The organism is Streptomyces sp. NPDC001927, assembly GCF_053594455.1.
The window spans coordinates 334,649-357,675 of record NZ_JBSFEN010000006.1; the positions used below are offsets into that span (position 1 = coordinate 334,649).

General features: G+C 73.1%; 25 protein-coding genes. 11 read left to right on the forward strand and 14 right to left on the reverse strand.

Translation table 11 applies throughout. The features are described from left to right. Positions 1-53: 53 nt before the first annotated feature. The 3 genes from ACWCO8_RS18710 to ACWCO8_RS18720 form a co-directional block, all read right to left on the reverse strand. Complete coding sequence (locus ACWCO8_RS18710) at positions 54-650, reverse strand: hypothetical protein (protein ID WP_451033136.1); 597 nt, start codon at positions 648-650, stop codon at positions 54-56. A 127-nt stretch (positions 651-777) separates the two neighbouring features. Beyond that, positions 778-1,743, reverse strand: coding sequence for a tellurite resistance/C4-dicarboxylate transporter family protein (locus tag ACWCO8_RS18715; protein ID WP_451033137.1), 966 nt, complete (start codon positions 1,741-1,743; stop codon positions 778-780). 132 nt (positions 1,744-1,875) lie between these two features. Continuing rightward, a complete protein-coding gene (locus ACWCO8_RS18720) occupies positions 1,876-2,790 on the reverse strand; it encodes a carbohydrate kinase family protein (protein WP_451033138.1) in 915 nt (304 codons plus the stop codon). A gap of 182 nt (positions 2,791-2,972) precedes the next feature. Here ACWCO8_RS18720 and ACWCO8_RS18725 point away from each other — a divergent pair, with 182 nt between their 5' ends. Next, entirely contained in the window at positions 2,973-3,593 is a 621-nt protein-coding gene (locus ACWCO8_RS18725) for a hypothetical protein (RefSeq protein WP_451033139.1), read from the forward strand. A gap of 98 nt (positions 3,594-3,691) precedes the next feature. Continuing rightward, positions 3,692-4,615 carry a universal stress protein gene (locus ACWCO8_RS18730; protein WP_451033140.1) on the forward strand — a complete coding sequence of 308 codons (924 nt, stop codon included), beginning with the start codon at positions 3,692-3,694 and terminating at the stop codon, positions 4,613-4,615. A 36-nt stretch (positions 4,616-4,651) separates the two neighbouring features. On the opposite strand, the gene xylB is transcribed toward ACWCO8_RS18730, so the two are convergent. Next, positions 4,652-6,139: a xylulokinase gene (xylB, locus tag ACWCO8_RS18735; protein ID WP_451033141.1), complete on the reverse strand. Its 1,488-nt coding sequence runs from the start codon at positions 6,137-6,139 to the stop codon at positions 4,652-4,654. A 143-nt stretch (positions 6,140-6,282) separates the two neighbouring features. Here xylB and xylA point away from each other — a divergent pair, with 143 nt between their 5' ends. Further along, complete coding sequence (gene xylA / locus ACWCO8_RS18740; protein ID WP_451033142.1) at positions 6,283-7,470, forward strand: xylose isomerase; 1,188 nt, start codon at positions 6,283-6,285, stop codon at positions 7,468-7,470. A gap of 126 nt (positions 7,471-7,596) precedes the next feature. Further along, positions 7,597-7,809: a DUF4287 domain-containing protein gene (locus ACWCO8_RS18745; protein ID WP_451033143.1), complete on the forward strand. Its 213-nt coding sequence runs from the start codon at positions 7,597-7,599 to the stop codon at positions 7,807-7,809. Positions 7,810-7,819: 10 nt separating this feature from the next. On the opposite strand, the gene ACWCO8_RS18750 is transcribed toward ACWCO8_RS18745, so the two are convergent. The 3 genes from ACWCO8_RS18750 to ACWCO8_RS18760 are packed head-to-tail and all read right to left on the reverse strand — an operon-like array spanning position 7,820 to position 8,982. Continuing rightward, entirely contained in the window at positions 7,820-8,086 is a 267-nt protein-coding gene (locus ACWCO8_RS18750; protein WP_362008845.1) for a hypothetical protein, read from the reverse strand. A gap of 52 nt (positions 8,087-8,138) precedes the next feature. After that, the gene (locus ACWCO8_RS18755; protein ID WP_451033144.1) at positions 8,139-8,648 is read right to left on the reverse strand and encodes a DinB family protein; all 510 of its coding nucleotides are present in this window, start codon (positions 8,646-8,648) and stop codon (positions 8,139-8,141) included. A 40-nt stretch (positions 8,649-8,688) separates the two neighbouring features. Next, positions 8,689-8,982: a hypothetical protein gene (locus tag ACWCO8_RS18760; protein ID WP_451033145.1), complete on the reverse strand. Its 294-nt coding sequence runs from the start codon at positions 8,980-8,982 to the stop codon at positions 8,689-8,691. A 103-nt stretch (positions 8,983-9,085) separates the two neighbouring features. Here ACWCO8_RS18760 and ACWCO8_RS18765 point away from each other — a divergent pair, with 103 nt between their 5' ends. Both ACWCO8_RS18765 and ACWCO8_RS18770 read left to right on the forward strand, forming a co-directional pair. Next, positions 9,086-11,617: a SpoIIE family protein phosphatase gene (locus ACWCO8_RS18765; RefSeq protein WP_451033332.1), complete on the forward strand. Its 2,532-nt coding sequence runs from the start codon at positions 9,086-9,088 to the stop codon at positions 11,615-11,617. Positions 11,618-11,704: 87 nt separating this feature from the next. Beyond that, a complete protein-coding gene (locus ACWCO8_RS18770) occupies positions 11,705-11,959 on the forward strand; it encodes a type B 50S ribosomal protein L31 (RefSeq protein ID WP_362008853.1) in 255 nt (84 codons plus the stop codon). A 226-nt stretch (positions 11,960-12,185) separates the two neighbouring features. Here ACWCO8_RS18770 and ACWCO8_RS18775 read toward each other — a convergent pair whose 3' ends face one another. The 4 genes from ACWCO8_RS18775 to ACWCO8_RS18790 all read right to left on the reverse strand — a co-directional run bounded on the left by ACWCO8_RS18775 (position 12,186) and on the right by ACWCO8_RS18790 (position 15,077). Beyond that, positions 12,186-12,404, reverse strand: coding sequence for a hypothetical protein (locus ACWCO8_RS18775; protein WP_362008856.1), 219 nt, complete (start codon positions 12,402-12,404; stop codon positions 12,186-12,188). 149 nt (positions 12,405-12,553) lie between these two features. Beyond that, positions 12,554-13,054, reverse strand: coding sequence for an NUDIX domain-containing protein (locus ACWCO8_RS18780; RefSeq protein WP_451033146.1), 501 nt, complete (start codon positions 13,052-13,054; stop codon positions 12,554-12,556). Between the two features lie 98 nt (positions 13,055-13,152). Continuing rightward, a complete protein-coding gene (locus ACWCO8_RS18785) occupies positions 13,153-13,854 on the reverse strand; it encodes a response regulator (protein WP_451033147.1) in 702 nt (233 codons plus the stop codon). Beyond that, positions 13,851-15,077 (reverse strand): sensor histidine kinase, encoded by a 1,227-nt coding sequence (locus ACWCO8_RS18790; RefSeq protein ID WP_451033148.1) that lies wholly within the window; start codon positions 15,075-15,077, stop codon positions 13,851-13,853. The genes ACWCO8_RS18785 and ACWCO8_RS18790 overlap by 4 nt, the downstream gene beginning before the upstream one ends. 133 nt (positions 15,078-15,210) lie before the next feature. Here ACWCO8_RS18790 and ACWCO8_RS18795 point away from each other — a divergent pair, with 133 nt between their 5' ends. Both ACWCO8_RS18795 and ACWCO8_RS18800 read left to right on the forward strand, forming a co-directional pair. Beyond that, positions 15,211-16,128, forward strand: a complete 918-nt coding sequence (locus ACWCO8_RS18795) for an ABC transporter ATP-binding protein (protein WP_451033149.1) — start codon at positions 15,211-15,213, stop codon at positions 16,126-16,128. After that, on the forward strand, positions 16,125-16,976 hold the full coding sequence (locus tag ACWCO8_RS18800) for an ABC transporter permease (protein ID WP_451033150.1): 852 nt from the start codon (positions 16,125-16,127) through the stop codon (positions 16,974-16,976). Before ACWCO8_RS18795 ends, ACWCO8_RS18800 begins: the two co-directional genes overlap by 4 nt. A gap of 18 nt (positions 16,977-16,994) precedes the next feature. Here the strand turns inward: ACWCO8_RS18800 and ACWCO8_RS18805 are convergent, their stop codons facing one another. Beyond that, positions 16,995-17,879, reverse strand: coding sequence for a YhjD/YihY/BrkB family envelope integrity protein (locus ACWCO8_RS18805; protein WP_451033151.1), 885 nt, complete (start codon positions 17,877-17,879; stop codon positions 16,995-16,997). 255 nt (positions 17,880-18,134) lie between these two features. On the opposite strand from ACWCO8_RS18805, the gene ACWCO8_RS18810 reads away from it, so the two are divergent. Then, positions 18,135-18,623: a PaaI family thioesterase gene (locus ACWCO8_RS18810; protein ID WP_451033152.1), complete on the forward strand. Its 489-nt coding sequence runs from the start codon at positions 18,135-18,137 to the stop codon at positions 18,621-18,623. Positions 18,624-18,655: 32 nt separating this feature from the next. On the opposite strand, the gene ACWCO8_RS18815 is transcribed toward ACWCO8_RS18810, so the two are convergent. Together ACWCO8_RS18815 and ACWCO8_RS18820 are read right to left on the reverse strand one after the other, a co-directional pair. Continuing rightward, positions 18,656-19,024: a luciferase domain-containing protein gene (locus ACWCO8_RS18815; RefSeq protein WP_451033153.1), complete on the reverse strand. Its 369-nt coding sequence runs from the start codon at positions 19,022-19,024 to the stop codon at positions 18,656-18,658. A 182-nt stretch (positions 19,025-19,206) separates the two neighbouring features. Then, positions 19,207-20,406 (reverse strand): PP2C family protein-serine/threonine phosphatase, encoded by a 1,200-nt coding sequence (locus tag ACWCO8_RS18820; RefSeq protein WP_451033154.1) that lies wholly within the window; start codon positions 20,404-20,406, stop codon positions 19,207-19,209. A 297-nt stretch (positions 20,407-20,703) separates the two neighbouring features. Between ACWCO8_RS18820 and ACWCO8_RS18825 the strand changes: the two genes are divergently transcribed. Together ACWCO8_RS18825 and ACWCO8_RS18830 are read left to right on the forward strand one after the other, a co-directional pair. Beyond that, on the forward strand, positions 20,704-21,573 hold the full coding sequence (locus ACWCO8_RS18825; protein ID WP_451033155.1) for an AAA family ATPase: 870 nt from the start codon (positions 20,704-20,706) through the stop codon (positions 21,571-21,573). Next, the gene (locus tag ACWCO8_RS18830) at positions 21,570-22,964 is read left to right on the forward strand and encodes a vWA domain-containing protein (protein ID WP_451033156.1); all 1,395 of its coding nucleotides are present in this window, start codon (positions 21,570-21,572) and stop codon (positions 22,962-22,964) included. Before ACWCO8_RS18825 ends, ACWCO8_RS18830 begins: the two co-directional genes overlap by 4 nt. Positions 22,965-23,027 lie beyond the last annotated feature (63 nt).

Below are 23,027 nucleotides of genomic sequence, written 5' to 3' on the forward strand. Positions count from 1 at the left end.
CCCCGCCGGCAGCACCCTGCCACCGCCCCCGTCGGGGTGTGGCGGACAGGCCGTCACCTGGACTGCAGCGCGTCCAGGGCGACGGCCTGGGCTATCGCCAGGCGGCGGTCGAGGTGCTCGTCGTGGATCGTCAGGACGTACCTGTCCCGCAGGCCGAGGCGCTTGCGCACCGACATGACGGGGCGGTCCGACCGGGCGAAGTCGAAGTGGTACGGCCAGGCGAACGGCAGGATGTCGACGAAGGGGATGATGTCCCAGACCCGGCGCAGGACGGCCACGGTCATGTTCCGCTCGACACCCGTCGTCTCGGCCGCCGCCCCCTCCTCGCTCATGTGCCAGGTGCTGCGCAGCAGGGAGGCGGCGAAGTTCTTGCGGAACGTGCCGACCTGGCTGCCCGAGGCCGCTCGGACGTCGTAGGTCGCGCCGAGGTCCACGACCTGCCGGGCCTGGAAGGTGAAGAGGACCTGCTTCTGGGACTCGTCCGTGTAGAACGTGATCCGTTCCTTCAGGGCCATGCGCTTCTGGTGCGCGAACGCGACCATCTCGCCCTCGGCGCCGTCCGGTCCGGCCGTGTGGACCACGTAGCGGTTGGCCATGGGCGTGATCTTCTGGCTGATGTGAAACTGCTGCTGCGCCTGCTCGAGACCCATGGTGTGCTCCACGCTCGTCGATTCCTTCTCGACGATGTTCGCCCGCCGGGAGCACCCGCCGCAGTCATCGAAAGTCGCTTCTCGGGGAGACGAACGGATCGCGTGTCCCCGACACCGGCCCCGGCTCTCAAGGCCTGTACTCGCCTGACGGGGCGACCGCCCGCCCGGCCATCGCCCGGACCATCAGGGCCAGGGTGACGAGCCAGGCCACCGTAGCGATCCACAGGAGGGCCTGCCCGAGGCCGTCGAGCCAGCCGATGTCGGTCGCCGCCGAGGTCGACAGGCAGGCGACCGCCGTCATCCCCATCGGGAACACGGTCGCCCAGCGTCGTACGTCGTAGCCCGGGCGGTGCGCCAGCATCTCGGAGCCGAACAGGATGACGTACCAGGCGAGATCGGCTGCCAGCAGGACCAGGGTGACCGTCCGCAGGACGGTGTGGGCTCCCGTGCCCGCCCATACGCCGGTGGCGAGCAGCTTGGAACCGGCGAGCGCGGAGATGGCGAGGGCGCCACCCGCCACCCACTGGTCGCCGGCGCCCTCGGTGACCTGGCGGAAGTCGAAGCGGAACAGGGCGGCCGCGTAGAGCAGCAGCCCGAGGACGAAGAAGACCGGGGCCGTCCGGGCGAGCCACTCCTCCGCCGCCGGAACAGCCAGGGTGGCTGCGAGGACCGCGAGTCCCTGCGTGGCGACGCAGATCAGGAAGACGCCGCCGGGCATCCGGCGCCCCACGTGCCTCAGCACCGCCGTGAGCAGCGGTGCCCACAGCACGGCGGACAGCGCCAGGAGGGCGGCGGCCGTCGTCGTCCAGCCGAGGAGCGCCACGCGCACCCCGAGCACCGTCGTGGCGGCGACGGCGGTCAGGGCGGGCGGGGTGTCGGCCTCGGCGACCCATCGGCGCCTGCTGCGCAGCAGGCGGTTGGCGAAATCGCCCGCAAGCAGGACCCACACCACGGCCGCGAGGCAGAGCAGCACGCGGGAGACCGTCTCACGACCGGTCAGGTGGAACCCGACCGAGAGGATGCCGGTGGCCATCACGGCGGCGCCCGCGGCAGGCGGCAACTCGGCCCACCAACGGGCGACGCGCTCCTTCATGCCCCCTATCGCACCGGCTGCCCGCCGTCCCCGCCACTCGGACACCGGAGGACACGGGAGGAGACGGGAGGACACGGGAGGAAGGACGTGAGACGGCCGGGACGTCGGCCGGAACGGGCGGTACGCCCCTGGTCAGCCTCCTGCCGCGGTCGCCAGGAGCGCCTCGGGGGTGATGAGTGCCGTGGAGCCGGGGGCCGTGCAGGCGTGGGCTCCGGAGATCGCTCCAAGGTGGGCGCAGGTCAGGACGGGCTCACCGGCGAGCCGGCCGTAGAGGAAGCCGCTGACGTACGCGTCGCCGGCGCCGTTGGTGTCCACGACCGGGGCGTGCGGGGCGACGGCCGGGACATGGTGCGGCGTCGGGCCGCCATCCCGGGTGAGGACGTACGAGCCGTCCGCGCCCGCCGTCGCGACCACGGTCCGGGCTCGGCCCTCGCGCAGGATCTCCCGCATCAGCGCCGTCGTACCGTCGCCCGCGCCCGCCGCGCTGAGGAAGACGAGGTCGGAGCGGAGGGCGAACTCCCGGTGGTGGTCCGCGAGGCCGTCCCAGTCGTGCAGGTCGGTCGAGACGGGCACGCCGAGTTCCTCGAGGTCGTCGTAAAGGAAGCGCGCGAAGTTCATGATCGAGACGTGGACGTGGCGCGCGTGGCGCAGCCGGGGCAGGTAGTGCTCCCTCGGCATCCGCAGGTCCGCCGGGTCCCGGCTGTCGTAGAAGGACATCCGGCGTCCGGTCGCGTCGACGAGGTTCACCGCGCGCCGGGTCCCGGCGGGTGAGATCACCGGGTGGAACTCGACGTCCCCCTCGGCCATCCGCCGCCGTACGAGCGCGCCGATCCCGTCGTCGCCCACGCAGTCGAGCAGGGCGACGCGCAGGCCGAGGGCCCGTGTGCCCAGGGCCACGTTGCCGCCGGTGTGCCCCGGCCACTCCTCGATCGGTCCGACGTGGACCGAGTCCGCGAGGGGGACGGGCAGGGCGTCGACACGGATGACCGTGTCCACCCCGCTTCCCCCGACCACCACGATGTCGTACAGGTCGTTCTGTCGACTCACCTCTGCCGCCTCTCGGTCCCGCCGCGCCCAGTATGGGGCGCCGTCCGCGGGAGGGAGCAGGCGCCGTCCGCTGAAATGAGCAAGGCGCCGTCCGAAGGAGGGAGCAAGGGGCTCGTCAGGAGCACGTATACGGGTCGTCAAAGAGCTCTGTCGGGGTGGGGCGCCGGGCCTACCGTCCCTTTATGGAACCTCCTGAACCCTCGTCGCCCGCCGACGGACATACCCCGGTCGCGCACGGCGCGTACGCGGCGCACACCACGCCCGCGGCGCGCGGCGCCCAGCCGACGCACGCTGTGCACGAGGCTCACGAGGTACACGACGACGAGTGGGCCGGCGAGACCCGCGCCGCCGCCGGATGCGCGGCGCTGCTGCTCGCCCTGTCCCTGACGATCGACGCCGGCACAGGCTCCCTGAGCACGGCTCGCGTGGTGCTCTGGATCGGGCTCGCGGCCCTGCTGTTCGTGATCCTCGTGCCCTCGCGGGTGTCCGCAACCCCCGGCCGGCTCACGGTCCGCGGCCTGTGGACCCGGCACACCGTCCACACCGACCGACTGCGGTCCGTCCGCTGGTCGAACGGCGTCTCCCAGCGCCTGGTCCTGCGCGACACCGAGGACAACAGGGCCGAGATCGACCCCCGCGTCCTCATCGCCAACCCCGCCCTCTGGCACCGTGTGGCGGCGGACGCCCGGATCTCCTCGGCCCAGGGCACGCTGCTCTGCGGCGCGACCGCCCTTGACCAACTCGCCCGCCGCATCGACCGGGAGACCGCTGAGACCGTCTTCAAGGTCTCGGGCCTGCGGTAGCCGACCCGCCCCGGGTGCACCCGGGGCACCCTGCCACGTCCGGCAACGTCCGGTCACGTCCGGGCGCGGAGATCCGGTATCGGGGTGATCATTCCTCTATGGATGAAAAGCCGGTTGTCGTCGGTGTGGACGGGTCGGAGCACAGCCAGCTCGCTCTGACCTGGGCCCTGGGTGTCGCGCAGCGGCTCGACGCGCCCCTGGTCGTCGCCCATGTGCGTTCCGAGGCGCTCCAGCTCGGGGAAGCCCGGATCGCCTCCCTCGGTCCGAACCCCAACATTCCCGACACCGTCCTCAACGGGGTCGGCGCCTGGATCGAGGGGCAGGACGCGCGCGTGCCGGTGCGGTACGAGTCGCTCGACGGCACGGTCCCCGACGCCCTCCTCCACGAGGCCCGGTCGGCACGCCTGCTGGTGGTCGGCTCGCGTGGGCGCGGCGGCTTCGCGAGCCTGCTGCTCGGCTCCGTCAGCCGGTCCCTGGCCGCGTCCGTGCCGTGCCCGGTCGTCGTGGTGCCGCACGAGGAGCGGACCGTGCCGCCGGAGAGCGAGGCGGAGGCGGGGCGGGTCCTCGTGGGGCTCCACCCGGAGGAGACCGCGGACGAGGTCCTCGACTTCGCGTTCCACGCGGCACAGCAACGGGGCACCGTCCTGGAGGTGGTGACGGCCTACCGGCTGCCGCCTTCGTCGGTCCTGATGGTCGCACCGCCCGCGCCGGCCCTGCAGGTGCCGCCCTCGATGCCCCTGGACGACGACACTCCCGAGCTCGTCCGGGAGACCGCGCGCCTCCAGGAGGAACGGCTGCGACCCTTCACCGAGCGGTACGGGGACGTCCAGGTCTCCCCCACCGTCGTACCGGCGGACGCGGCGGGACGCCTCGTGGAGGGTTCCCGCAGCGCGGACCTGGTGGTGGTGGGCCGCCACCGGAGGCACCGGGTCGCGACGCTCCTCATGGGCTCGGTCGCCCACGCCGTGCTGCACCACGCCCACTGCCCGGTCGCGGTGGTCCCGTCACCCACCCCTTCTTGAGGACTTTGCCCACCCCTTCCTGAGGGCGCCGACGCGTCAGCTCAGGAGGCTCGGAGTCGCGCGGGTCAGGACCGAGTCGATCCGGTTCCAGGCCTCCTCGTCGCGAGCCACCGGCGGGAGGGTCTCGCCGTCGCCCGTGCCCCACGTCGTGGCGAGACGCACCGGGTCCTCGCCGGCCGCGGCGGAGGCGGCAAGGGCGGCCGCGCCGAGGGCGACGAGTTCGGTCGCGGCGGGGATCACCAGGGGCCGCCCGGAGAGGCGCCGGATCGTCTCCCGCCAGGCGTGGCCCTGGGCGCCGCCGCCGATCAGGCGCAGCGGGCGGTCCCGTACGGCCGGGTCGGAGGGGTCGAGACCGCAGGCGACCAGGAGGTCGTCGAGGGCGCGCAGCACGGTGAACGCGGCGCCCTCGTAGGCCGCGCCGAGGATGGCGCGCGGGGTGGTGGTGTGGCGCAGGCCGGTGACGAGGCCGGTGGCGTGCGGCAGGTCGGGGGTGCGTTCGCCGTCGAGGTAGGGCAGGACGACCACGCCGTCACCCGGTGCGGTGTCCTCGCGGTCGAGGCCGAGCAGGCCGGCGAAGTGGTCCACGGCCTGCGAGCAGTTGAGGGTGCAACCGAGCGGGAGGTACCTGCCGTCGGCGGCGGCGAACCCGGCGAGTCCCGTGGAGGCGGGGCGGGTACGGGTGGCGGCGAAGACGGTGCCCGAGGTGCCGAGGCTGACGACCGGGTGGTCGAGGAGCCCCGCGCCGCCGAGACCGAGGCCGACGGCGGCGGCCATGTTGTCCCCCGTTCCGGCGGCGACCGCGACACCGGCCGGCAGTCCGAGCGCGCGGGCCGCGTCCGGGGTGAGCCTGCCGACGGGGGTGGCCCCGCTCGCGGCGACGGCGGGCAGCAGGGCCGGGTCGAGGCCGAGGAGGCGCAGGATCTCCGGGTCGTAGGCGTGGGTCGCCGTGTCGTACCAGCAGGTGCCGGAGGCGTCTCCGGGGTCGGTCGCGGCGACGCCGCAGAGGCGCTCGGTCAGGTAGTCGTGGGGCAGCCGGACGGCCGCCGTGGCGTCGGCGACGGAGGGCTCGTGGGCGCGCAGCCACTGCCAGGTGGTGGCGGTCATGGAGGCGACCGGCACCGAGCCGGTGCGGGCGAGCCAGCGGTCCGGGCCGCCGAGCGCGGCGGTCAGCTCGGCGGCCTGCGGCGCCGACCGGGTGTCGTTCCAGAGCACGGCCGGGCGGAGCGGGCGGCCCGCGCGGTCGAGGACGACGAGGCCGTGCTGCTGGCCGGCCACGGCGATGCCGGTGACGGCGCTCGGGGGTACGTCCGCGGTGGCGAGGGCCGCCGCGACCGCCTCGCAGAGGGCGGACCACCACTGCTCGGGGTCGCTCTCGCGGGCTCCGTCCTCGCCCGTGACCGTGTGCGCGGCCCGCCCGACGGCGCGTACGGCGCCGGTGGCCACGTCCACGACGGCCGCCTTGGTGGACTGCGTGGAACTGTCCACGCCGATCACGACCGGGGGTGCGGTGCGCGTCGCCGCCATCGGTGTCACCTTTCGTCGAACCGCGTGACCACTCTGGCGCGGGATCGCCCCGTGCCGTATTAGTTATCTCAGAAAACAAATAGAGGGGCCAGACCTCGCCGCGCCCCTCTCCTCCCCGTGGACGCGCAGAAGAGGGACAGATCATGACGGAAGCCTTCTCCCCCGAGCCCTTCTCCCCCACCCCCGGCGACCGGTTCACCTTCGGCCTGTGGACCGTCGGCTGGCAGGGCCGCGACCCGTTCGGCGAGGCCACCCGCCCCGCGCTCGACCCCGTCGAGTCGGTCGAGCGGCTCGCCTCCCTCGGGGCGTATGGCGTCACCTTCCACGACGACGACCTCATCCCCTTCGGCGCCTCGGAGGGCGAGCGCGAGGCCGTGGTCAAGCGCTTCCGCGCCGCCCTGGAGCGCACCGGTCTGGCCGTGCCGATGGCCACGACCAACCTCTTCACCCACCCCGTCTTCAAGGACGGCGCCTTCACGGCCAACGACCGTGACGTGCGGCGCTACGCCCTGCGCAAGACGCTCCGCAACATCGATCTCGCCGTCGAGCTCGGTGCGTCCACCTATGTCGCCTGGGGCGGCCGCGAGGGCGCCGAGTCGGGCGCGGCCAAGGACGTCCGGGTGGCCCTCGACCGGATGAAGGAGGCTTTCGACCTTCTCTGCCAGTACGTCACCGAGCAGGGCTACGCGCTGCGTTTCGCGATCGAGCCGAAGCCGAACGAGCCGCGTGGCGACATCCTGCTGCCGACGATCGGTCACGCCCTCGCGTTCATCGAGCGTCTGGAGCGGCCCGACCTGGTGGGCGTGAACCCGGAGACCGGCCACGAGCAGATGGCCGGGCTCAACTTCCCGCACGGCATCGCCCAGGCGCTGTGGGCGGGCAAGCTCTTCCACCTCGACCTCAACGGCCAGTCGGGCATCAAGTACGACCAGGACTTCCGCTTCGGGGCCGGGGATCTGCGCCAGGCGTTCTGGCTGGTGGACCTGTTGGAGACGGCCGGCTACCAGGGGCCTCGGCACTTCGACTTCAAGCCCGTGCGCACGGACGGCTTCGACGGTGTGTGGGAGTCCGCGAAGAACTGCATGCGCAACTACCTGATCCTGAAGGAGCGCGCCGCCGGTTTCCGCGCGGACACCGAGGTCCAGGAGGCGCTGGCCGCGTCCCGTCTGCCCGAACTCGCCCTGCCCACGGCCCCCGACGGTCTCGCCGGCCTGCTCGCGGACACCGGCGCCTTCGAGGACTTCGACGTCACGGCGGCGGCCGAACGGTCGATGGCCTTCGAGCGCCTCGACCAACTCGCCCTGGAACACCTGCTGGGCGTACGCCGCTGACGCCGCTGACCCCGACCGATCCCCACCGAAGCCGAGTGATCCACATCACTCCGCCTCGCCGATGATTCCTCGGGCTGCCCACCGTCTTCCTTACGAGAGCACACCGCACCGGAAGGAACACGCGCCATGACCGAGACCGTCAAGGGCCCCGCCAGCTACTTCCCCTCGATCGAGAAGAAGTACGGCCGTCCCATCGCCGAGTGGAAGGAGCTCATCCACGCCTCGCCGCTCACCAAGCACATGGAGCTGGTCGGCTGGCTGAAGACCGAGCACGGCCTCGGTCACGGCCACGCCAACGCCCTCGTCGCTCACACGCTCGCCGAGTCCAAGGACCGCTGAGGCGCCGCGCCTAGCGCGTGTCGCCCTCCCAGTCCCAGTGGAGGTCGTCGCCCTCCCGGGGGCCGTAGCGGGCGTGGCCCCCGGGGCCGTACGCGCCTATCTCGGTGGCGAGGGCGGCGCCCTCGTCCAGCTGGCCACGCGTCCAGCCGGTGACGTCGAGGAGGAGGCCGTCCAGGGGGCCGGCCACCAGCTCGCGGTAATCGTGGCCGGGTAGGGGACCGGGGTAGGGGTCGTCATGGTCGGCGCCGTACACGCGGCCTCGCATCAGCTCGTCCATACTCCGCAGCATCGCACCCGGCACTGACACTCGCCCCGTCACGGAGGTCCGTTCAGGCGCCGACGGTGCCGTCCACGCCCTCGCGCAGGAAGTCCGCGTGACCGTTGTGGCGCCCGTACTCGAGCAGCACGTGCACCATGACCATCCGCAGCGAGACCTCCTTGTCCCACCGGGGCTGGTACCCGGCGAGGTCGAGGGAGCCGGCCTCCCGTTCGATCCGCCGGGAGTTCTCCACCTCCGCCTCCCAGGCTGTGAAGGCCTCCGCGCGCGTCGAGCGGCTCGCGTCGTACGCGGCCTGGAAGTCGACCTTGTCCGACCAGACCATCGGGGCCTCGCCGTCCTGGAAGACCCGGCGGAACCAGGCCCGCTCGACCTCCGCCATGTGCCGGACCAGGCCGAGCAGCGTCAGCAAGGACGGGGGCATCGACCGCTCCCGCAGCTGGGCGTCGTCGAGCCCCTCGCACTTCCTCGCGAGCGTCGCGCGGTGGTAGTCGAGAAAGGCGCGCAGGGTCTCGCGTTCGTCACCGAAGTGGGGCGGCGAGACGCGCGGGTCGGCGGTCACGGGCATGGCTCCTCGTCACGATCCTTCGCGGGCCCCGAACTTACCTCGGCTCTCCGGGTGGGCGCTCCTCATTCACGCGCCCGCGCTCCGCCGTGAGGGAGGCGACCAGCACGCCGGCCAGACCTGCCCACACCAGCACCGCGCCACCGCCGACGGTCGCCCAGCCCACGGCGCCGAGCACGCACGCCACAGCGAGCCCTGTGCCCAGTGCGCGGCGGTCGGTGGCGAAGGCCCAGACCCGTCGCCCGGCGCCGGGCGTACGCATCTCGAGCACCGCCGCACGGCACACCAGGGCCAGGGCGGCGAGCACCGCGGTCATCACGGACGGGTCCATGCCCTCTCCCTCCCCGACCATGGTCGCGCAGACCGGCCGGATTCGCTCCGGGTCGCCCGACGGACGGCGGACGCCTCCTCGGACGCCTCCTCGGCGGTCCGAGATGCGGGGCCCCTTCGCCCGGGAGCATGCTGGCAGTGTGATCCCGCACGGCGTGGCCGGACAGGACCCGTCGACCGAGAACGAGGAAGCGCCCGGGAGCGTGGACACCGACGGGAGGCTGCTCGACGCGCTGCCGCTGGTCGTGGCCGAGGCCGCGCTACGGACGATCGAGGCGGTCGGCGGCTACGCGGGATGCGTGTACCTGCGCTCCGGGACCCCGGGGCTGCTGCGGATGACCGTGCTCGCCGGGCTGCCCGGCTCCCTGTTCCGCCCCTGGTGGCGCATGCACGTGAACCGGCCGTTCCCCGTCGCGGAGGCCCATCGCTCGGGCCAGCCGGTGCACCTGGCGGACGTCGAGGAGGCCATGCGGAAGTTTCCGCAGCTCGTGGCCAGTCTGCCGTTCCCCTTCGCCTCCCTGTACGCGCCGATCGTGAGCGGCCGGGAGCGGTTCGGCGTGCTCGTGGTGCTGCGTACGCCGACCCCCGGTGTGCCCGTGAACGCCCGGGACCGGAGCCGGATGGCGCGGGAGGCCCAGCGGCTCGCGGCGGCCCTGAAGGACCTCGCGGACGCCGGTACGACCGTGGAGTGGCCCGATGAGCCGGTGTGCGTCCAGCTCCCGTCCGGTGGCACGAAGCCGGTGCGGATCGGCACCTTCGACTGGGACCTGAACACCGGCGAGGTCCTCGCCGACGAGGGACTGCGGGCGATCCTCGGCGACGACGACACCGTCCCCGGCACGATCGAGGCGCTGACGGCCCGCCTCGCCCCGGAGGACGCCTACGCGCTGTGGACGATGGCGCGCCGGGCGGCCGAGTCCGGTTCCCGGGTCGCGCGCCGGATCCGGCTCAAGGGCCCCGACGGCGGGCTGCATCTGCTGGAGGTCTCGGCCCGCGTCGCGCCGGGCGGGCCCGCGGGGCGGCTGGCCGGCTCCCTGGTCGACCTGGGTACGGGCCTGGTCGGCTCCGACGCCGTCGACCGGCTGCCCCGGGCGATCCTGGCGATCGACCGCCTTGGCCGGGTCACCTATGTGAACCATCTGACCGAGGCGCTCCTCGGTGTCCCGCGCGCCTCCCTCGCCGGCCGGAGCGTGTGGGAGGTGCTGCCCTGGTTCGCCCATCCCGCCCACGAGGAGCATCTGCGGGCCGCGCTGCTCTCCGACGAGCCGGTGCACTTCCTGGTCCACGCGGCCGATAAGGAGTGGCTGTCGGTCTCGCTCTACCCCGGCCACGACGGGGTGACCCTGGTGCTCGTACCGGAGGGGGATCCCGCGTACGAGCCCCCCTCGGTCTCCCGGCCCGACGTCGGGCTCGGTTCCCCGGCGGACAAGGCGTCGGCGCTCTACCGGCCCGTGGCGCTGGCCATCGCGCTGACCGAGGCGATCACGGCCCGCCAGGTGTCGGCGGTGGTGACCGACGAGTTGCTGCCCGCGTTCGGCGGCCGGCAGCTGGCGATCTATCTGCTGAGCGACCGGCACCTGTATTTGGCGTGGGAGACCGGGTTCCCTCCCGGGTTCCTGGAGCCGTTCGACGGGGTGGGGCTCGACGCCCACATGCCGGGTGTCGAGGCGCTGACGACGGGCCGCCCGCTGTTCTTCGAATCGATCGACCAGATGAGCCGGGCCTATCCGGAGCTCCCCCTGGACGCGCTCTCGGGTGCACGCGCGTTCCTTCCGCTGATCGCCTCGGGCCGGCCGGTCGGCTCGTGCATCCTCGGCTTCGACCGGCCGCGCGGCTTCTCTCCGGAGGAGCGCACGGTCCTGACGGCGCTCGCCGGGCTGATCGCCCAGGCGCTGGAGCGGGCCCGCCGGTACGACAGTGAGGCGGCGCTCGCCCGCGGCCTCCAGGACGCCCTTCTGCCCGCCCGGCTGCCGGTCCGCGACCACGTCGACACGGTGGCGCGCTACCTGCCGGGCACGCAGGGCATGGACGTGGGCGGCGACTGGTACGACGTCGTGGAGACCAAAGGAGGCCTCCTCGCCCTGGTGTGCGGCGATGTGCAGGGGCACGGTGTCGCCGCGGCGGCCACAATGGGGCAACTGCGCAGCGCGGTACGGGCCTTCGCCCTCGGCGGCCACGCTCCGGAGGAGGTGCTGAAGGGCACCAACCGGCTGCTGATCGACCTCGACCCCGGGCAGTTCGCCAGCTGCTGCTACGTGGTGCTCGACCCGGCGACCGGGGCGGCCGAAGCCGTACGCGCGGGGCATCCGCAGCCCCTCCTGCGGCACCCGGACGGGACGGCGGAGATCCTGGAGCTGGCGGGCGGTCTCGTCCTTGGCATCGATGCCGACGCCACGTACCCGGTCACGGAACTGCAGCTGGAACCCGGGGCGGTGCTCGCCCTGTACACGGACGGTCTGGTGGAGCGGCCGGGCCACGACATCGACGAGGGGACCGAATGGCTGCGCCGTACGTTCTCCGTGACGGGGTCGATCGCGCTGACGGAGACGGCGGACCGGCTGATCCGGGACGCCCGGCAGGCCAGCGACCGGCCGGACGACATCGCCCTGCTGCTCGCCGCCCGTTGGACGGACTGACCGCCCTCACCCGGTCGGCCGCGTGGCGCTGGTCGGCGGGTCCGGGGCCGAGCAGGCTGGGGCCATCAGGCTTCCCGAGGAGGACGTGTGCAGCAGGACAAGCAGCCGGAGTACGGCCCCGTGGTCTTCCGTGACCGCTCCGCCGGGTTCGCCTTCCTGACCCGGTCGACGGCGACGAGCGAGCAGACCATCGAGTGGGACGACGGCAACACCTATCCCGTGGTCGACGTCGAGATCTCCTCCGAGAGCCACCCGTTCTACACGGGCAAGGCGCGGACGGTGGACGCCGAGGGCCGGATCGCCAAGTTCGAGCGGCGCTTCGGGGAGGAGTCGCCCTCCTGACACGGCTTCCTGAGACCGCCGCCAGAAACGGCCGACCGCCCCCACGTGGTGCTCTGCGGGGGCGGTCGTGCGGAGGGGTACTGCCAAGGGCCTCGGCTCGTCCTCCGGCCGCACCAGCGCCAAGAGCACCATCGCCGAGTCCGGCGTCATCCAGGGCTGAGCGGTACGGCCTGCACTTCTGTCATTCCCGCTCACGCGGCGCGCGCACGGGCTGCCCTTCGGAGGGTCACGCCACCCCGCCGATGTCCGGCGTCTGGGGGAGCGCCTCGCTCACCAGGGGAGCCGCCCCGTCCAGGAGCGGGGTGACCGGGTTGTCGTTCTGCAGGAGGCCCGTGGGGCCGGCCGTGCCGTGGTCGGCGGCGGAGGCGTGGGGCGGCGGGGTCACGAGGGCCGTGACGACACCGGCGGCGAGGGAGGCGATGGCGAGCATGCTGCGCTTCTTCATGCCCTGGTCAACTGTTGGGACGCTCCGGGGTTACGGCCTGCGGGCCAGGTGAACGGATTCGCCGGAGCGCGCGCTCCACGCGCGCGTGCGCCCCGCGCGAAGGCCGTCGCGGGGACGGCCTCCGCTCGCGCCTTGCTCACCGGCCCCGCTCAGAGGTCGGTACCCGTCTCCACGTACACCGTCGTGCCGGAGCGCCGGGCGAGGTCGATCTCGGCGAGCCGGGCGAAGTTCCTCGGTGCCATCTCCCGCTCCCACTCGGCCATGGTCCGCACGCGGAACTCGCTGTGCTCCTCGGGGTCGAGGACGACGCCCGCGAGCTGCTCGTCCGTCAGGACACCGCCGTCGAAGATGAAGCCGATGTGGTTGGCCGGCCAGTCGTCGCCCCGGTGGGAGACGAAGTGGGTGCCAAGAAGCCTCGGCTCGCCCTGGAAGACGATCCCGGTCTCCTCGTGGCACTCGCGGACGGCCGTCTGCCAAGGGGTCTCGCCCGGGTCCATGTTGCCGCCGGGCCACTGCCAGAGCTCGGTGGCGTACGTGGCACGGAGTTGGAAGGGCCTGCCGTCGGTGTCGGTGAAGTACAGGCAGGCGTACGCCGTCGCCCTCGGCAGCGTCGCGATGTACTCGGCGGGCGGCAGCCAGGTGTTCGCCATGGGGCGGCTCTCCTTCGACGGGGTGGGTGGAACCTCCATCCAATCGGTCGCGGTCGCCCGGCCCCGCTCGTGACGATCATGTCCACCGGATCGTGTGATCACGGGGTCACGAGCCCCGTCTCGTACGCGATGATGACGAGCTGGACCCGGTCGCGGGCGTCGAGTTTGGCCAGCAGGCGGGTCACGTAGGTCTTGGCGGTGGCGACGCTGATGACGAGTTCGTGGGCGATCTCGGTGTTGGACAGGCCGCTGCCGATGAGGGTCAGGACCTCGCGCTCCCGCTCGGTGATCGAGGTGACGCCGCGCCGCGGCGCGCCCGTCGCCGGGCGGCCCGCGAAGTCCTTGATGAGGCGCCGGGTGACGCTCGGCGCGATCAGCGCGTCCCCGGCGGCGACGACCCGGATCGCGGCGAGGATCTCGTCGAGCCCCATGTCCTTGACGAGGAAGCCCGAGGCACCGGCGCGCAGCGCCCCGTAGACGTAGTCGTCGTCATCGAAGGTCGTGAGGACGAGGACCCGGGTGGGGCCGGGCTCCGGCCCCTCCGGGCCGGGGTCGGACAGGATGCGTCGGGTGGCCTCGATGCCGTCCATGCCGGGCATACGGAGGTCCATGACGATGACGTCGGGGCGGAGGGTCTCGGCCAGGGCGACGGCCTCGGCGCCGTCGCCTGCCTCGCCGACGACGGCGAGGTCGGGGGCCTCGGCGATGACCATCCGCAGGGCGGTGCGCACCAGGGGCTGGTCGTCGGTGAGGACGATGCGCACGGGGTGGTCGGCACGGTCGGCGGCGGGGGCGGTCATCGGACTCCTGTAGGGACGGGAGAGGCGGGAGGTACGGGGAGGCGGGCTGCGACCCGGAAGCCGCCTTCGGGACGTGGGGCGGCGGAGAACTCGCCGTGCAGGAGGGCGACGCGTTCGCGCATGCCGGCGAGACCGTATCCGGGGCTCGTACCGGGACTCGTCCCGGATCTCTCGCCTCGGCCGTCGTCGACGACCTCGATGCGGAGCTCGTCCGCCTGGGAGTCGACGCTGACTCGGCAGGAGTCGGTGGCGGCATGGCGGACGACGTTGGTGACGGACTCCTGGATGATGCGGAACGCCGACAGGTCGATGTCCGGTGGCAGCGGGCGCCGTTCGCCGTGCCAGGTGACGTCGACGCGGACGCCGACGGCGGTCGTCGCGGCGGCGAGCCCCTCGACGTCGGCGAGTCCTGCGGTGGGCTTCAGCCCGGCGCCGTCCGGCTGTTCGTGCTCACGCAGGGCGCCGAGCATCCGCCGGAGCCCCGAGAGGGTCTCCCTGCTCGCGTGCTCCACGGCGGTCATCGCCTCGCGCGCCGCGTCCGGCTGGGTGACGACGACCCGTGCCGCCGCGCCGGCCTGGAGGGCGATGACGCCGATGGAGTGGGCGACCATGTCGTGCATCTCCCGGGCGATCCGGAGCCGTTCGTCGGTGACGGCCCGTGCGGCGGCCTGGGCGGCCGCGTGTTCGCGTCCCACGCGGGCCTGGTGGGACGAGCGGCCGAGCAGCCAGGCGACGACCGCGGTGAGAGCCACCGCCAGCTCGGCGGAGGTGCCGGCCTCCCACCCCATCACCAGCCGGAAGGACAGGAAACCGACGAGGACCGCGAGCGCAAGGGCCAGGGCGATGAGCCCGGTGCGGCGGGGCCGCTGGGCGGCGATGGCGTACAGCGCCACGTCGACCGCGAGGAACTGGGCGAGGGGGATCTCCGCGACCCCCAGCGGCATCGTCGCGGTCACGGAGGCGAAGAGCAGCATGCCGAGCGCCGGCAGCGGCCGGCTGCTCAACAGGCGGGCCCCGGCGAGGGTTCCGGCGGTCGCGAGGGCAGTGGACAGCAGGCCGTCCCAGCGCAGATACAGCACCCCGATTCGGACGGCCGGTTCGCTCTCTCCGGGCAGCCCGGTCCGCATCAGGTAGGCGAACAGCGCACCCGCGCACCACGCGAGCACCGTCCAGGTGGCGAGGGACACGCGTCTGACCAGGGGAAGCGGCGTGGTGCTGGGCATGATCCCGATCGTAGGCGGGTGCGGTCGCGCGGTCATCGGACTCGGGGTGTACACCCCAGGTCGACAGCGGGCCGCGCCGAGTGTCCGCCCTGGACCAACGACGTGCGGGCCGCCGCCCGGCACGGTGGTTCCCGTGATCGACGTCAACGAACTCACCAAGCGCTACGGCGCGACGACGGCCGTGAACGGGCTCACGTTCACGGTCCGCCCCGGTCGCGTCACCGGCTTCCTCGGGCCCAACGGGGCGGGCAAGAGCACCACGTTGCGGATGGTCCTGGGGCTGCATGCCCCGACCAGCGGCTCCGTGACGGTCGACGGGCGCCCGTTCCGCGACCGGCCGCGCGGGCTGCGGCACGTCGGGGCGCTGCTCGACGCGGGCGATGTGCACGGCGGGCGGACCGCTCGCGCCCATCTGTCGCTCCTGGCCCGCAGCAACCGGATTCCGCCGTCTCGGGTCGACGAGGTCCTGGCGGAGGTGGGTCTCACGGGGGCGGACGGGCGGCGGATCGGCGGGTTCTCGCTCGGGATGCGCCAGCGGCTCGGGATCGCGGCCGCGCTGCTCGGCGATCCGCCGGTGCTGCTGTTCGACGAGCCTCTCAACGGCCTGGACCCGGAGGGCGTGAAGTGGGTACGGGGGCTGTTCCGGCGGCTGGCCGGCGAGGGCCGCACGGTCTTCGTCTCCAGCCATCTGATGTCGGAGATGGAGCACACGGCGGACGATCTGGTGGTCGTCGGCCGGGGCGAGCTGATCGCGGCGGAGAGCCTGGCCGCGTTCTCGGCCCGGGGCACGCAACGGGGCGTGACGGTCTCGACCCCGGACGCCGCCGCCCTGCGGGAGGTGCTTGTCGCCGAGGGCGCATCGGTCTCGACGCACGATTCGGGCGGCGAGCTGCTGGTCGTGTCGGGGATGCCGGCGGCCCGGATCGGCGAGCTGGCGCTGCGGCACCGCTTCCCGTTGCACGAGTTGACCACTCGTAAGGCCTCCCTGGAGGAGGCGTTCATGGAACTCACGGCCGACAGCGTCGAATACCTCGCAGGGGAAGGCCGATGACCTCTCTCGCCACCGTGCGTCCGTCCGCCGAGGTCGCGGTCGGGGAGCCGCGTCCGCGTTTCCGGGACCTGCTCGCCGCCGAGTGGATCAAGCTGTGGTCGTTGCGGTCGACCCCATGGTCCCTGCTTCTCACGGAGCTGGTGGTCCTCGCCTTCAACGTGGGCACGGCGTACGACCACTACCGCTACTGGCCGACGTTCGACCCGGAGCATCAGGCCCGGTTCGTCGCGGACAGGATGGCGCTGTGGGACGCGTTCAACGGCAACGCGGCCCTGGTCGTCATGCTCGCCTTCGCCGCCTTCGGCTCGATGACGGTCGTCGGCGAGTACAGCAGCGGGATGATCCGTACGACGTTCGCGGCCGTCCCGGCCCGCCGGTCGGTCATGGCGGCGAAGGTGGTCGTGGTCGCCACGGTGACGACGGCCGTCGGCGCGATCGTCGCCGCCTCCTCGTTCGCCGCGACCCAGGGCATCCTGTCGGCGCGGGGCGCCGGCTTCCCGATCACCGAACCGGGCGCGCTGCGCCTGGTCGTGGCGTCGGCGCTGCTCGCGCCGGTGTCGGCGCTGGTGGGCATGGCGATCGGCGCGGTGCTGCGGCACAGCGGGGCCACCATCGTCACCAGTGTGGTGGTGCTGCTCCTCGTCCCCGCCGTGATCACCGAACAGCGGTACTGGTCGGCTGTCGTCAGCCACACGCTCCCCTACGGGGCGTGGGAGCGGCTGGTGCAGGCCGGACCGTACGAGGTCCCCTTCCCCTGGTCACCGGGCGGGGCGTGGTGCGTGTACGGGGCGTGGGCGCTGGTCGCGGCCGTGGTCACGGTGACCGCGGTGCACCGAAGGGACCAGTGACGCCGACGGTGCCGGGGCTCACGGGGTCTCGTCGCCCGCCAGTTCGGCCGGCAGCCGGTCGATGCGGCGCAGGACCAGGTGCTCGTGGATCAGGCGCCCGACGAGGGCGCCGCCGTAGACCACGAAGCCGACGCCGACGAGCCAGGACTGGAGGACGAGGACGGTGCCGAACGGTCCGTAGGTGACCGCGTTGGAGGCGATCAGCGGGGAGAACACGAACTGGGAGAAGATCCGCAGCCCGAAGAGCCCCAGGGCCGTGCACAGCGCCCCGGGGGCCAGCGCGCGCCAGCGGATGCGTCCGCAGAGGAGGAAGCGCTGCGACCACCAGAAGAAGAGAAAGGCCCCGAGGACGTCCGCGACGGTGACCCCGAAGGTGACGGCTGTCGAGGACTCGGCGGGGACGGGGGCGGCGATGAAGAGGAGGAGGGCGGCGACGAGGACGGCGAGCCAGACGACATGGCGCCACATGGTGTGCCAGCGGGCGGTCGGCAGGTCCCAGACCCGTTCGTAACCGGTCTGGACGGCCGATCCGAAGGTCACACCGAACGCGGCGAGGGCGGCGAGACCGAAGGCGGTGGTGCGCTGCAGCGCCTCCCCCGGCTGACCGAAGAGCATCTCGACCTCCTCCTGCGAGACCTCGGAGACGCCGAGCCCCTGGATGAGCCAGCGGGCGAAACCCTGGCCGCTGGCGAGATCGGCGGCGGCGACGACGATCAGCAGCGGGACGAGGGTGAGGAGGCTGAGCGCCGCGAAGCCCATCGCGCGGTGCATGAGCTCCACCTCGCGGCCTCGGTTCCAGGCGAGCCCGACGACCGACGTGAGGACGGACCGGTGGAGCCTCTGGAACCAGTGGCCGTGCTCGGCGGGGGCACCGTCGTGGGGCGCACCGGAAGTGGGGGGCATGCCACGGGGGTTACCCGCCCAGACGGTGCGACACCTCCGTCATGCCGCCGAACGGGGGGTGCGGGCCGTCGTGGACAGAGGGTGCGCGGGGGTCTAGCGTCGATCTTCGCGTCGGTGCGCGGCGCGGGTGTGGGGAGTGAACCTCACGGTCAGGCTCAGCCTCAGCGTCAGGGTCGAGTTGAGGTTGAGAGTCGGGGTCGGGTCCGGGCTCGGCGGCAGGGTCGGTTCGGGGCGAGGGCGAGGAGTGGAGTGGGCATGAAGCGGTCACGGACGGTCGAGTGGGAGGACGCCTCCGACACAGCGAAGGCGGCGGGGACGATGGCGGGGCTCGACTTCCTGCGGGAGATCGTGGCCGGGCGACTGGCTCCCGCCCCGCTCGGCTCCCTGCTGGGCTTCGTGCTCGAGGAGGTCGAGGACGGCCGCGCGGTCTTCGGCTTCGAACCGGCCGAACAGCACTACAACCCGATCGGCAGCGTGCACGGGGGCGTCTACGCGACGCTGCTGGACTCGGCCGCCGGGTGCGCGGTGCACTCGACGCTCCCGCGCGGCATGGCGTACACCTCGCTCGACCTGTCGACCCGCTTCCTGCGCCCGATCACGGTCGACACGGGCAAGGTGCGCGCGATCGGGACGGTCATGAGCCGGGGCCGGCGCACGGCGCTCGCCGAGGCGGGTCTGTACGACTCCTCCGACCGGCTCCTCGGGCATGCCACGAGCACCTGCATGCTGTTCCCGACGGAGTGACCGGCGGCTGTCCGGCGGACAGCCGTCAGCGATCAGATCCGCGCGGAGGCGAGGCAGGAGCGGGTGCAGCCGTCCGGTGCCGTGTCCGGGCGGCCGGTGGAGGCCTGCAGCGCGGCGCTCACCAGCGTCGCCAGCAGGTCGATGTCGGAGCCCATGTCGAGCCGGACCGTCACCCAGCCCGAGCCGGCGCGCAGGCGCACCGCGCTCGACCGGAGGAGTGCCGGGCGCAGCTTCGCGATCATGGCGCGCGTGAGGTGGACGTCCGCCTCGTGCTCGCTGTGGAAGTGCACGATGTCGTGCGTCGCCGTGTGCAGACCGAGCTCGGCGCCGCACTGGGCGCGGCCGGGGGCCAGCGAGGGCCAGCTCATCAGACGTTCACTGGCGTGCCGGGCGGTGTTCATACCCAGGAGCGTGCCGGGAGTGCGGGCCGTGCACAAGCGTCCTGCGCGATTAATCGCGCCCAGGCGTGAAACAGGCCTGCCCGCGGTGACGCAGCGCGCGTACGACGCCCCAAAAGCCCCTTGCGCGACGGAGGGTGGACTGCGGCGCCCCGGCGGCGACGGCCCGTCGGTTCACCCCCCGTTCACTGGGCGGCCTGGCGTTCGCGGATCCGGGCGGCCAGGACGGCGACGTCGTCCTCGGCGTGGTGGGCGTCGAGGCGCTGCAGGACCTCCTCGACGAGTTCCTCGGGGTCGGATCCGGGGCGTACCCGGAGCGAGGACAGCCGGGCGAGCGAGACGTCGATGTCCTCGCCGCGCCGCTCGACCAGGCCGTCGGTGAAGAGCACGAGGGTGTCGCCGGGGGCGAGGGTCCGGGTGACGGGTTCGTAGCCGCCGACGCCGGTGCCCAGGGGCGGGCCGACGGGGAGTTCGACGAGGTCGGCGGAGCCGTCCGCCGCGAAGACCGCCGGCGGCAGATGGCCGGCGCTGGCGAAGGTGGCCGAGCCGCGCGCCGGGTCGACCTGGACGAGCAGGCAGGTCGCGGGCCGCAGCCCACCGTCGTCGGCGACGACGGAGTCGAGCTGGCGGAGCACGCGGTGCGGCGGGAGGTCGGTGGAGGCCACGTCGCGCAGGGCGGAGCGGTACGCGTTCATGTCGACGGCCGCGTCGAGGCCGTGGCCCATCACGTCGCCGACGACGAGCAGGCTGCGGCCGAAGTGGAGCCGTACGCTCTCGAACCAGTCGCCGCCCACCAGCGTCCTGGCGCCGACCGGCAGATAGCGGCCCGCGACCTCCAGATTGGGGTGCGGCCGGCCCGGCTCGGCCACGAGGGCCTGCTGGAGGTGGAAGGCGGTCCGCTCGGTGGCGGCGAGCCGGCGGGCGTGGCCCAGGTGGACGGCGGCGAGCCGCGCCGCGTCGTGGACCGTGGCGGTCGCGTGCTCGCCGAGGGGGTCGGCCCGGGCGCTGACGGCGCTCACGTACCCGATGGCCCGGCCCTGGGACTCCAGGGGTGCCACGACCACCTGGACGTGGACGCCGCCGGGGGCCATGTCGGCGTACGCGAGGGGCGCTCCGTGCTCGTGCGGGGGGTCCACCCGGTCGATCAGCTTCGGGTCGCCGGCCACCGCCGCGCGGACCCAGCCGGGCCCGTCCTCGGGGCGGACGTCCACGGCCACCGCCTCGTACCCGTGCCCATACAGGAACCGGGCCAGATCCTCACAGACGCCCTGCTCGTCGGGGTGCGACCCGATCTCGTCGATCGCGTCCGTCACGGCTCTCAACCGGTCCAGGACCGCCGCTTGCTCCTCGACCAGGGAGGCCTGTTCCCCCGCTCGCTCCGACAAGACACCTCCACCGCCGCTTCGGGCCCCGAGCAGCGCACACATCCATTGGACCAGCGGGGCGACGCGCCCGCCCGCCACACCGGCCGGACCAGGAGTCCATCACATTCCGTGACCCCGTAGCCAGATCTTCCGCCCCCACGCTACGCCGAGACGGTGATCTCGTCCGATCTTCACCAAATCCCCCGTGAGCTTGGCCGCACTGACGGTCCTGACGGTTGTGGAGCGGGGTGGGAGCTGATCGAGTACGCGCATGGCTACTCACCAGTACAGGATGTCGAGGCTCCGGGGGAGACAACCATGACGACCGGGTACTTCAGCTCCGTCGACGACGTGGCGGAGCGGCTCGCCGCGACCGGCTACCTGGCCTCGCCCGCCGTCGCCACCACCGTCTTCCTCGCCGACCGGCTGGGCAAGCCGCTCCTCGTGGAGGGCCCGGCCGGTGTCGGCAAGACCGAGCTGGCCAAGGCCGTCGCCGAGGTCGCGGGCGCGCGGCTCGTACGGCTCCAGTGCTACGAGGGCGTCGACGAGTCGCGCGCCCTGTACGAGTGGAACCACGCCAAGCAGCTGCTGCGGATCACGGCGGGCCGCGACGAGACCTGGGACGAGACCCGCACGGACATCTTCAGCGAGGAGTTCCTGCTCCCCCGCCCCCTCCTCACGGCGATTCGCTCCGCCGAGCCGACCGTGCTGCTCGTCGACGAGATGGACAAGGCCGACATCGAGGTGGAGGGGCTCCTCCTGGAGGTGCTCAGCGACTTCCAGATCACCGTCCCCGAGCTGGGCACCATCACCGCGACCCGGCGCCCCTTCGTCGTCCTCACCTCCAACGCGGGCCGCGAGCTGTCCGAGGCCCTGCGCCGCCGCTGCCTCTTCCTCCACATCGACTTCCCCGAGGAGGAGCTGGAACGCCGGATCGTCGCGACGAAGGTCCCGGGGCTCGGCGCGGCGCTGACGACATCGGTCGTACGGGTGGTGGGCGCGCTGCGGGCGATGGACCTGCGGAAGGCGCCCTCGGTGGCGGAGACCATCGACTGGGCGCGGACCCTGCTCGCCCTGGGCGCCGACGAACTGGACGAGACGGTCGTGCGGGACAGCCTGGGCGTGATCCTCAAGCATCAGGACGACATCCAGAAGGCGGCCGCCAAGCTCGACCTGGACGCGGTGTGACCACGCCGCCGGGCGGGGTGACGGACCGGCTCACCGGTCTGGTGCACGCGCTGCGGGCGCACGGCCTGTCGATCGGCACGGGCGAGAGCGTGGACGCGGGGCACGCCCTGGAGGCGGTGGGGTTCACCGACCGGGAGCGGGCGCGGGAGGCGCTCGCTGCGACGCTGCTCCACAAGGCCGGACAGCGGCCGCTCTTCGACCGGGTCTTCGACCTGTACTTCCCACTGACCGCGGCCGCCTCCGACGGGGATCCCTCGTCCCCGGATTCCGCGCGGGCGTTCGACAGGGCGGCGCTACGGGAGCGGCTCGCCGCCGCCCTGGCCGCCGACGACGCCTCGGCGCTGACCCGGCTGGCGGGCGAGGCGGTGGGCGGCCTCGGCGGCTACGGTTCCGCGCCGGGCTCGGACGGCTGGTCCTCGTACCAGACCCTCGATCGGCTCCGCCCGGAGACGCTGCTCGCCCGGGTGAGGGCCATGCTCCGGGAGGCCGGCGGTGACGGGGCGGAGCCCGCGTTCACCGACCGGCTGACGGACGACGAGATCCGGCGGCGCATCGAGGCCTTCCGCGAACGGGTACGGACGGAGGCCCGTCGGCGGGTCGCCGAGCGGCAGGGCCGGGACCGGGTCGCGCGGCGCGCGGTCGCGGGCACCCCGGAGAGCGTCGACTTCCTGCTCGCGGGACGGGCCCAGCTGGACGAGCTGCGCACGACGGTACGGCCGCTGGCGCGCAAGCTCGCGACCCGGCTCGCGGCCCGGCGGCGGCGCGCCGCGCGCGGCCGGATCGATCTGCGGCGCACGCTGCGCGGCTCGCTGTCGACCGGAGGCGTACCGATGCGGCCGGTGCTGCGGCGCCGCAGGCCCGCCCGCCCGGAACTCGTGCTGCTGTGCGATGTCTCGGGCTCCGTCGCGGGGTTCGCGAACTTCACGATGCTCCTGGTGCAGGCGCTGCACGACCAGTTCAGCAAGGTGCGGGTGTTCGCCTTCGTCAATCGGGTCGACGAGGTGACCGACCTGATCGCGCGGGGCGCGGCGGACCCGGCAGGCCTCGGCGCGCGCATCCTCGACGAGGCCGTGGTGACGGGCTGGCACGGGCAGAGCGACTACGGGACGGCCCTGGGCGAGTTCGCGGAGCGGTACGCCGACGCCGTCGGCCCCCGTACGGCGGTCTTCGTCCTGGGCGACGCCCGTACGAACATGGCCGACCCGAACCTCCCGGCGCTGAAGCGGATCGCCGACCGCGCCCGAAGGGTCCACTGGCTCAACCCCGAGCAGCCCGCCCTGTGGTCGACGGGCGACTCGGTCGCGCACGCGTACGCCGAGCTGGTCGACATGCACTCCTGCCGCAACGCCCGGCAGCTCGGCGAGCTGATCGGCCGCCTCCTGCCGGTGTGACCCGCCTGGCAGCTCCCCCGCCTCGGCCCGAGCATGGAGGGCATGGAGGGCATGGAGAAGAGC

Bases quoted from the DNA above. Each gene is read 5' to 3' on its own strand.
- ACWCO8_RS18710 (WP_451033136.1), bottom strand. From the start codon at position 650: ATGGGTCTCGAGCAGGCGCAGCAGCAGTTTCACATCAGCCAGAAGATC.
- ACWCO8_RS18715 (WP_451033137.1), bottom strand. From the start codon at position 1,743: ATGAAGGAGCGCGTCGCCCGTTGGTGGGCCGAGTTGCCGCCTGCCGCG.
- ACWCO8_RS18725 (WP_451033139.1), top strand. From the start codon at position 2,973: ATGGAACCTCCTGAACCCTCGTCGCCCGCCGACGGACATACCCCGGTC.
- ACWCO8_RS18730 (WP_451033140.1), top strand. From the start codon at position 3,692: ATGGATGAAAAGCCGGTTGTCGTCGGTGTGGACGGGTCGGAGCACAGC.
- xylB (WP_451033141.1), bottom strand. From the start codon at position 6,139: ATGGCGGCGACGCGCACCGCACCCCCGGTCGTGATCGGCGTGGACAGT.
- xylA (WP_451033142.1), top strand. From the start codon at position 6,283: ATGACGGAAGCCTTCTCCCCCGAGCCCTTCTCCCCCACCCCCGGCGAC.
- ACWCO8_RS18745 (WP_451033143.1), top strand. From the start codon at position 7,597: ATGACCGAGACCGTCAAGGGCCCCGCCAGCTACTTCCCCTCGATCGAG.
- ACWCO8_RS18750 (WP_362008845.1), bottom strand. From the start codon at position 8,086: ATGGACGAGCTGATGCGAGGCCGCGTGTACGGCGCCGACCATGACGAC.
- ACWCO8_RS18760 (WP_451033145.1), bottom strand. From the start codon at position 8,982: ATGGACCCGTCCGTGATGACCGCGGTGCTCGCCGCCCTGGCCCTGGTG.
- ACWCO8_RS18765 (WP_451033332.1), top strand. From the start codon at position 9,086: ATGCGGGGCCCCTTCGCCCGGGAGCATGCTGGCAGTGTGATCCCGCAC.
- ACWCO8_RS18775 (WP_362008856.1), bottom strand. From the start codon at position 12,404: ATGAAGAAGCGCAGCATGCTCGCCATCGCCTCCCTCGCCGCCGGTGTC.
- ACWCO8_RS18780 (WP_451033146.1), bottom strand. From the start codon at position 13,054: ATGGCGAACACCTGGCTGCCGCCCGCCGAGTACATCGCGACGCTGCCG.
- ACWCO8_RS18785 (WP_451033147.1), bottom strand. From the start codon at position 13,854: ATGACCGCCCCCGCCGCCGACCGTGCCGACCACCCCGTGCGCATCGTC.
- ACWCO8_RS18790 (WP_451033148.1), bottom strand. From the start codon at position 15,077: ATGCCCAGCACCACGCCGCTTCCCCTGGTCAGACGCGTGTCCCTCGCC.
- ACWCO8_RS18800 (WP_451033150.1), top strand. From the start codon at position 16,125: ATGACCTCTCTCGCCACCGTGCGTCCGTCCGCCGAGGTCGCGGTCGGG.
- ACWCO8_RS18805 (WP_451033151.1), bottom strand. From the start codon at position 17,879: ATGCCCCCCACTTCCGGTGCGCCCCACGACGGTGCCCCCGCCGAGCAC.
- ACWCO8_RS18810 (WP_451033152.1), top strand. From the start codon at position 18,135: ATGAAGCGGTCACGGACGGTCGAGTGGGAGGACGCCTCCGACACAGCG.
- ACWCO8_RS18815 (WP_451033153.1), bottom strand. From the start codon at position 19,024: ATGAACACCGCCCGGCACGCCAGTGAACGTCTGATGAGCTGGCCCTCG.
- ACWCO8_RS18825 (WP_451033155.1), top strand. From the start codon at position 20,704: ATGACGACCGGGTACTTCAGCTCCGTCGACGACGTGGCGGAGCGGCTC.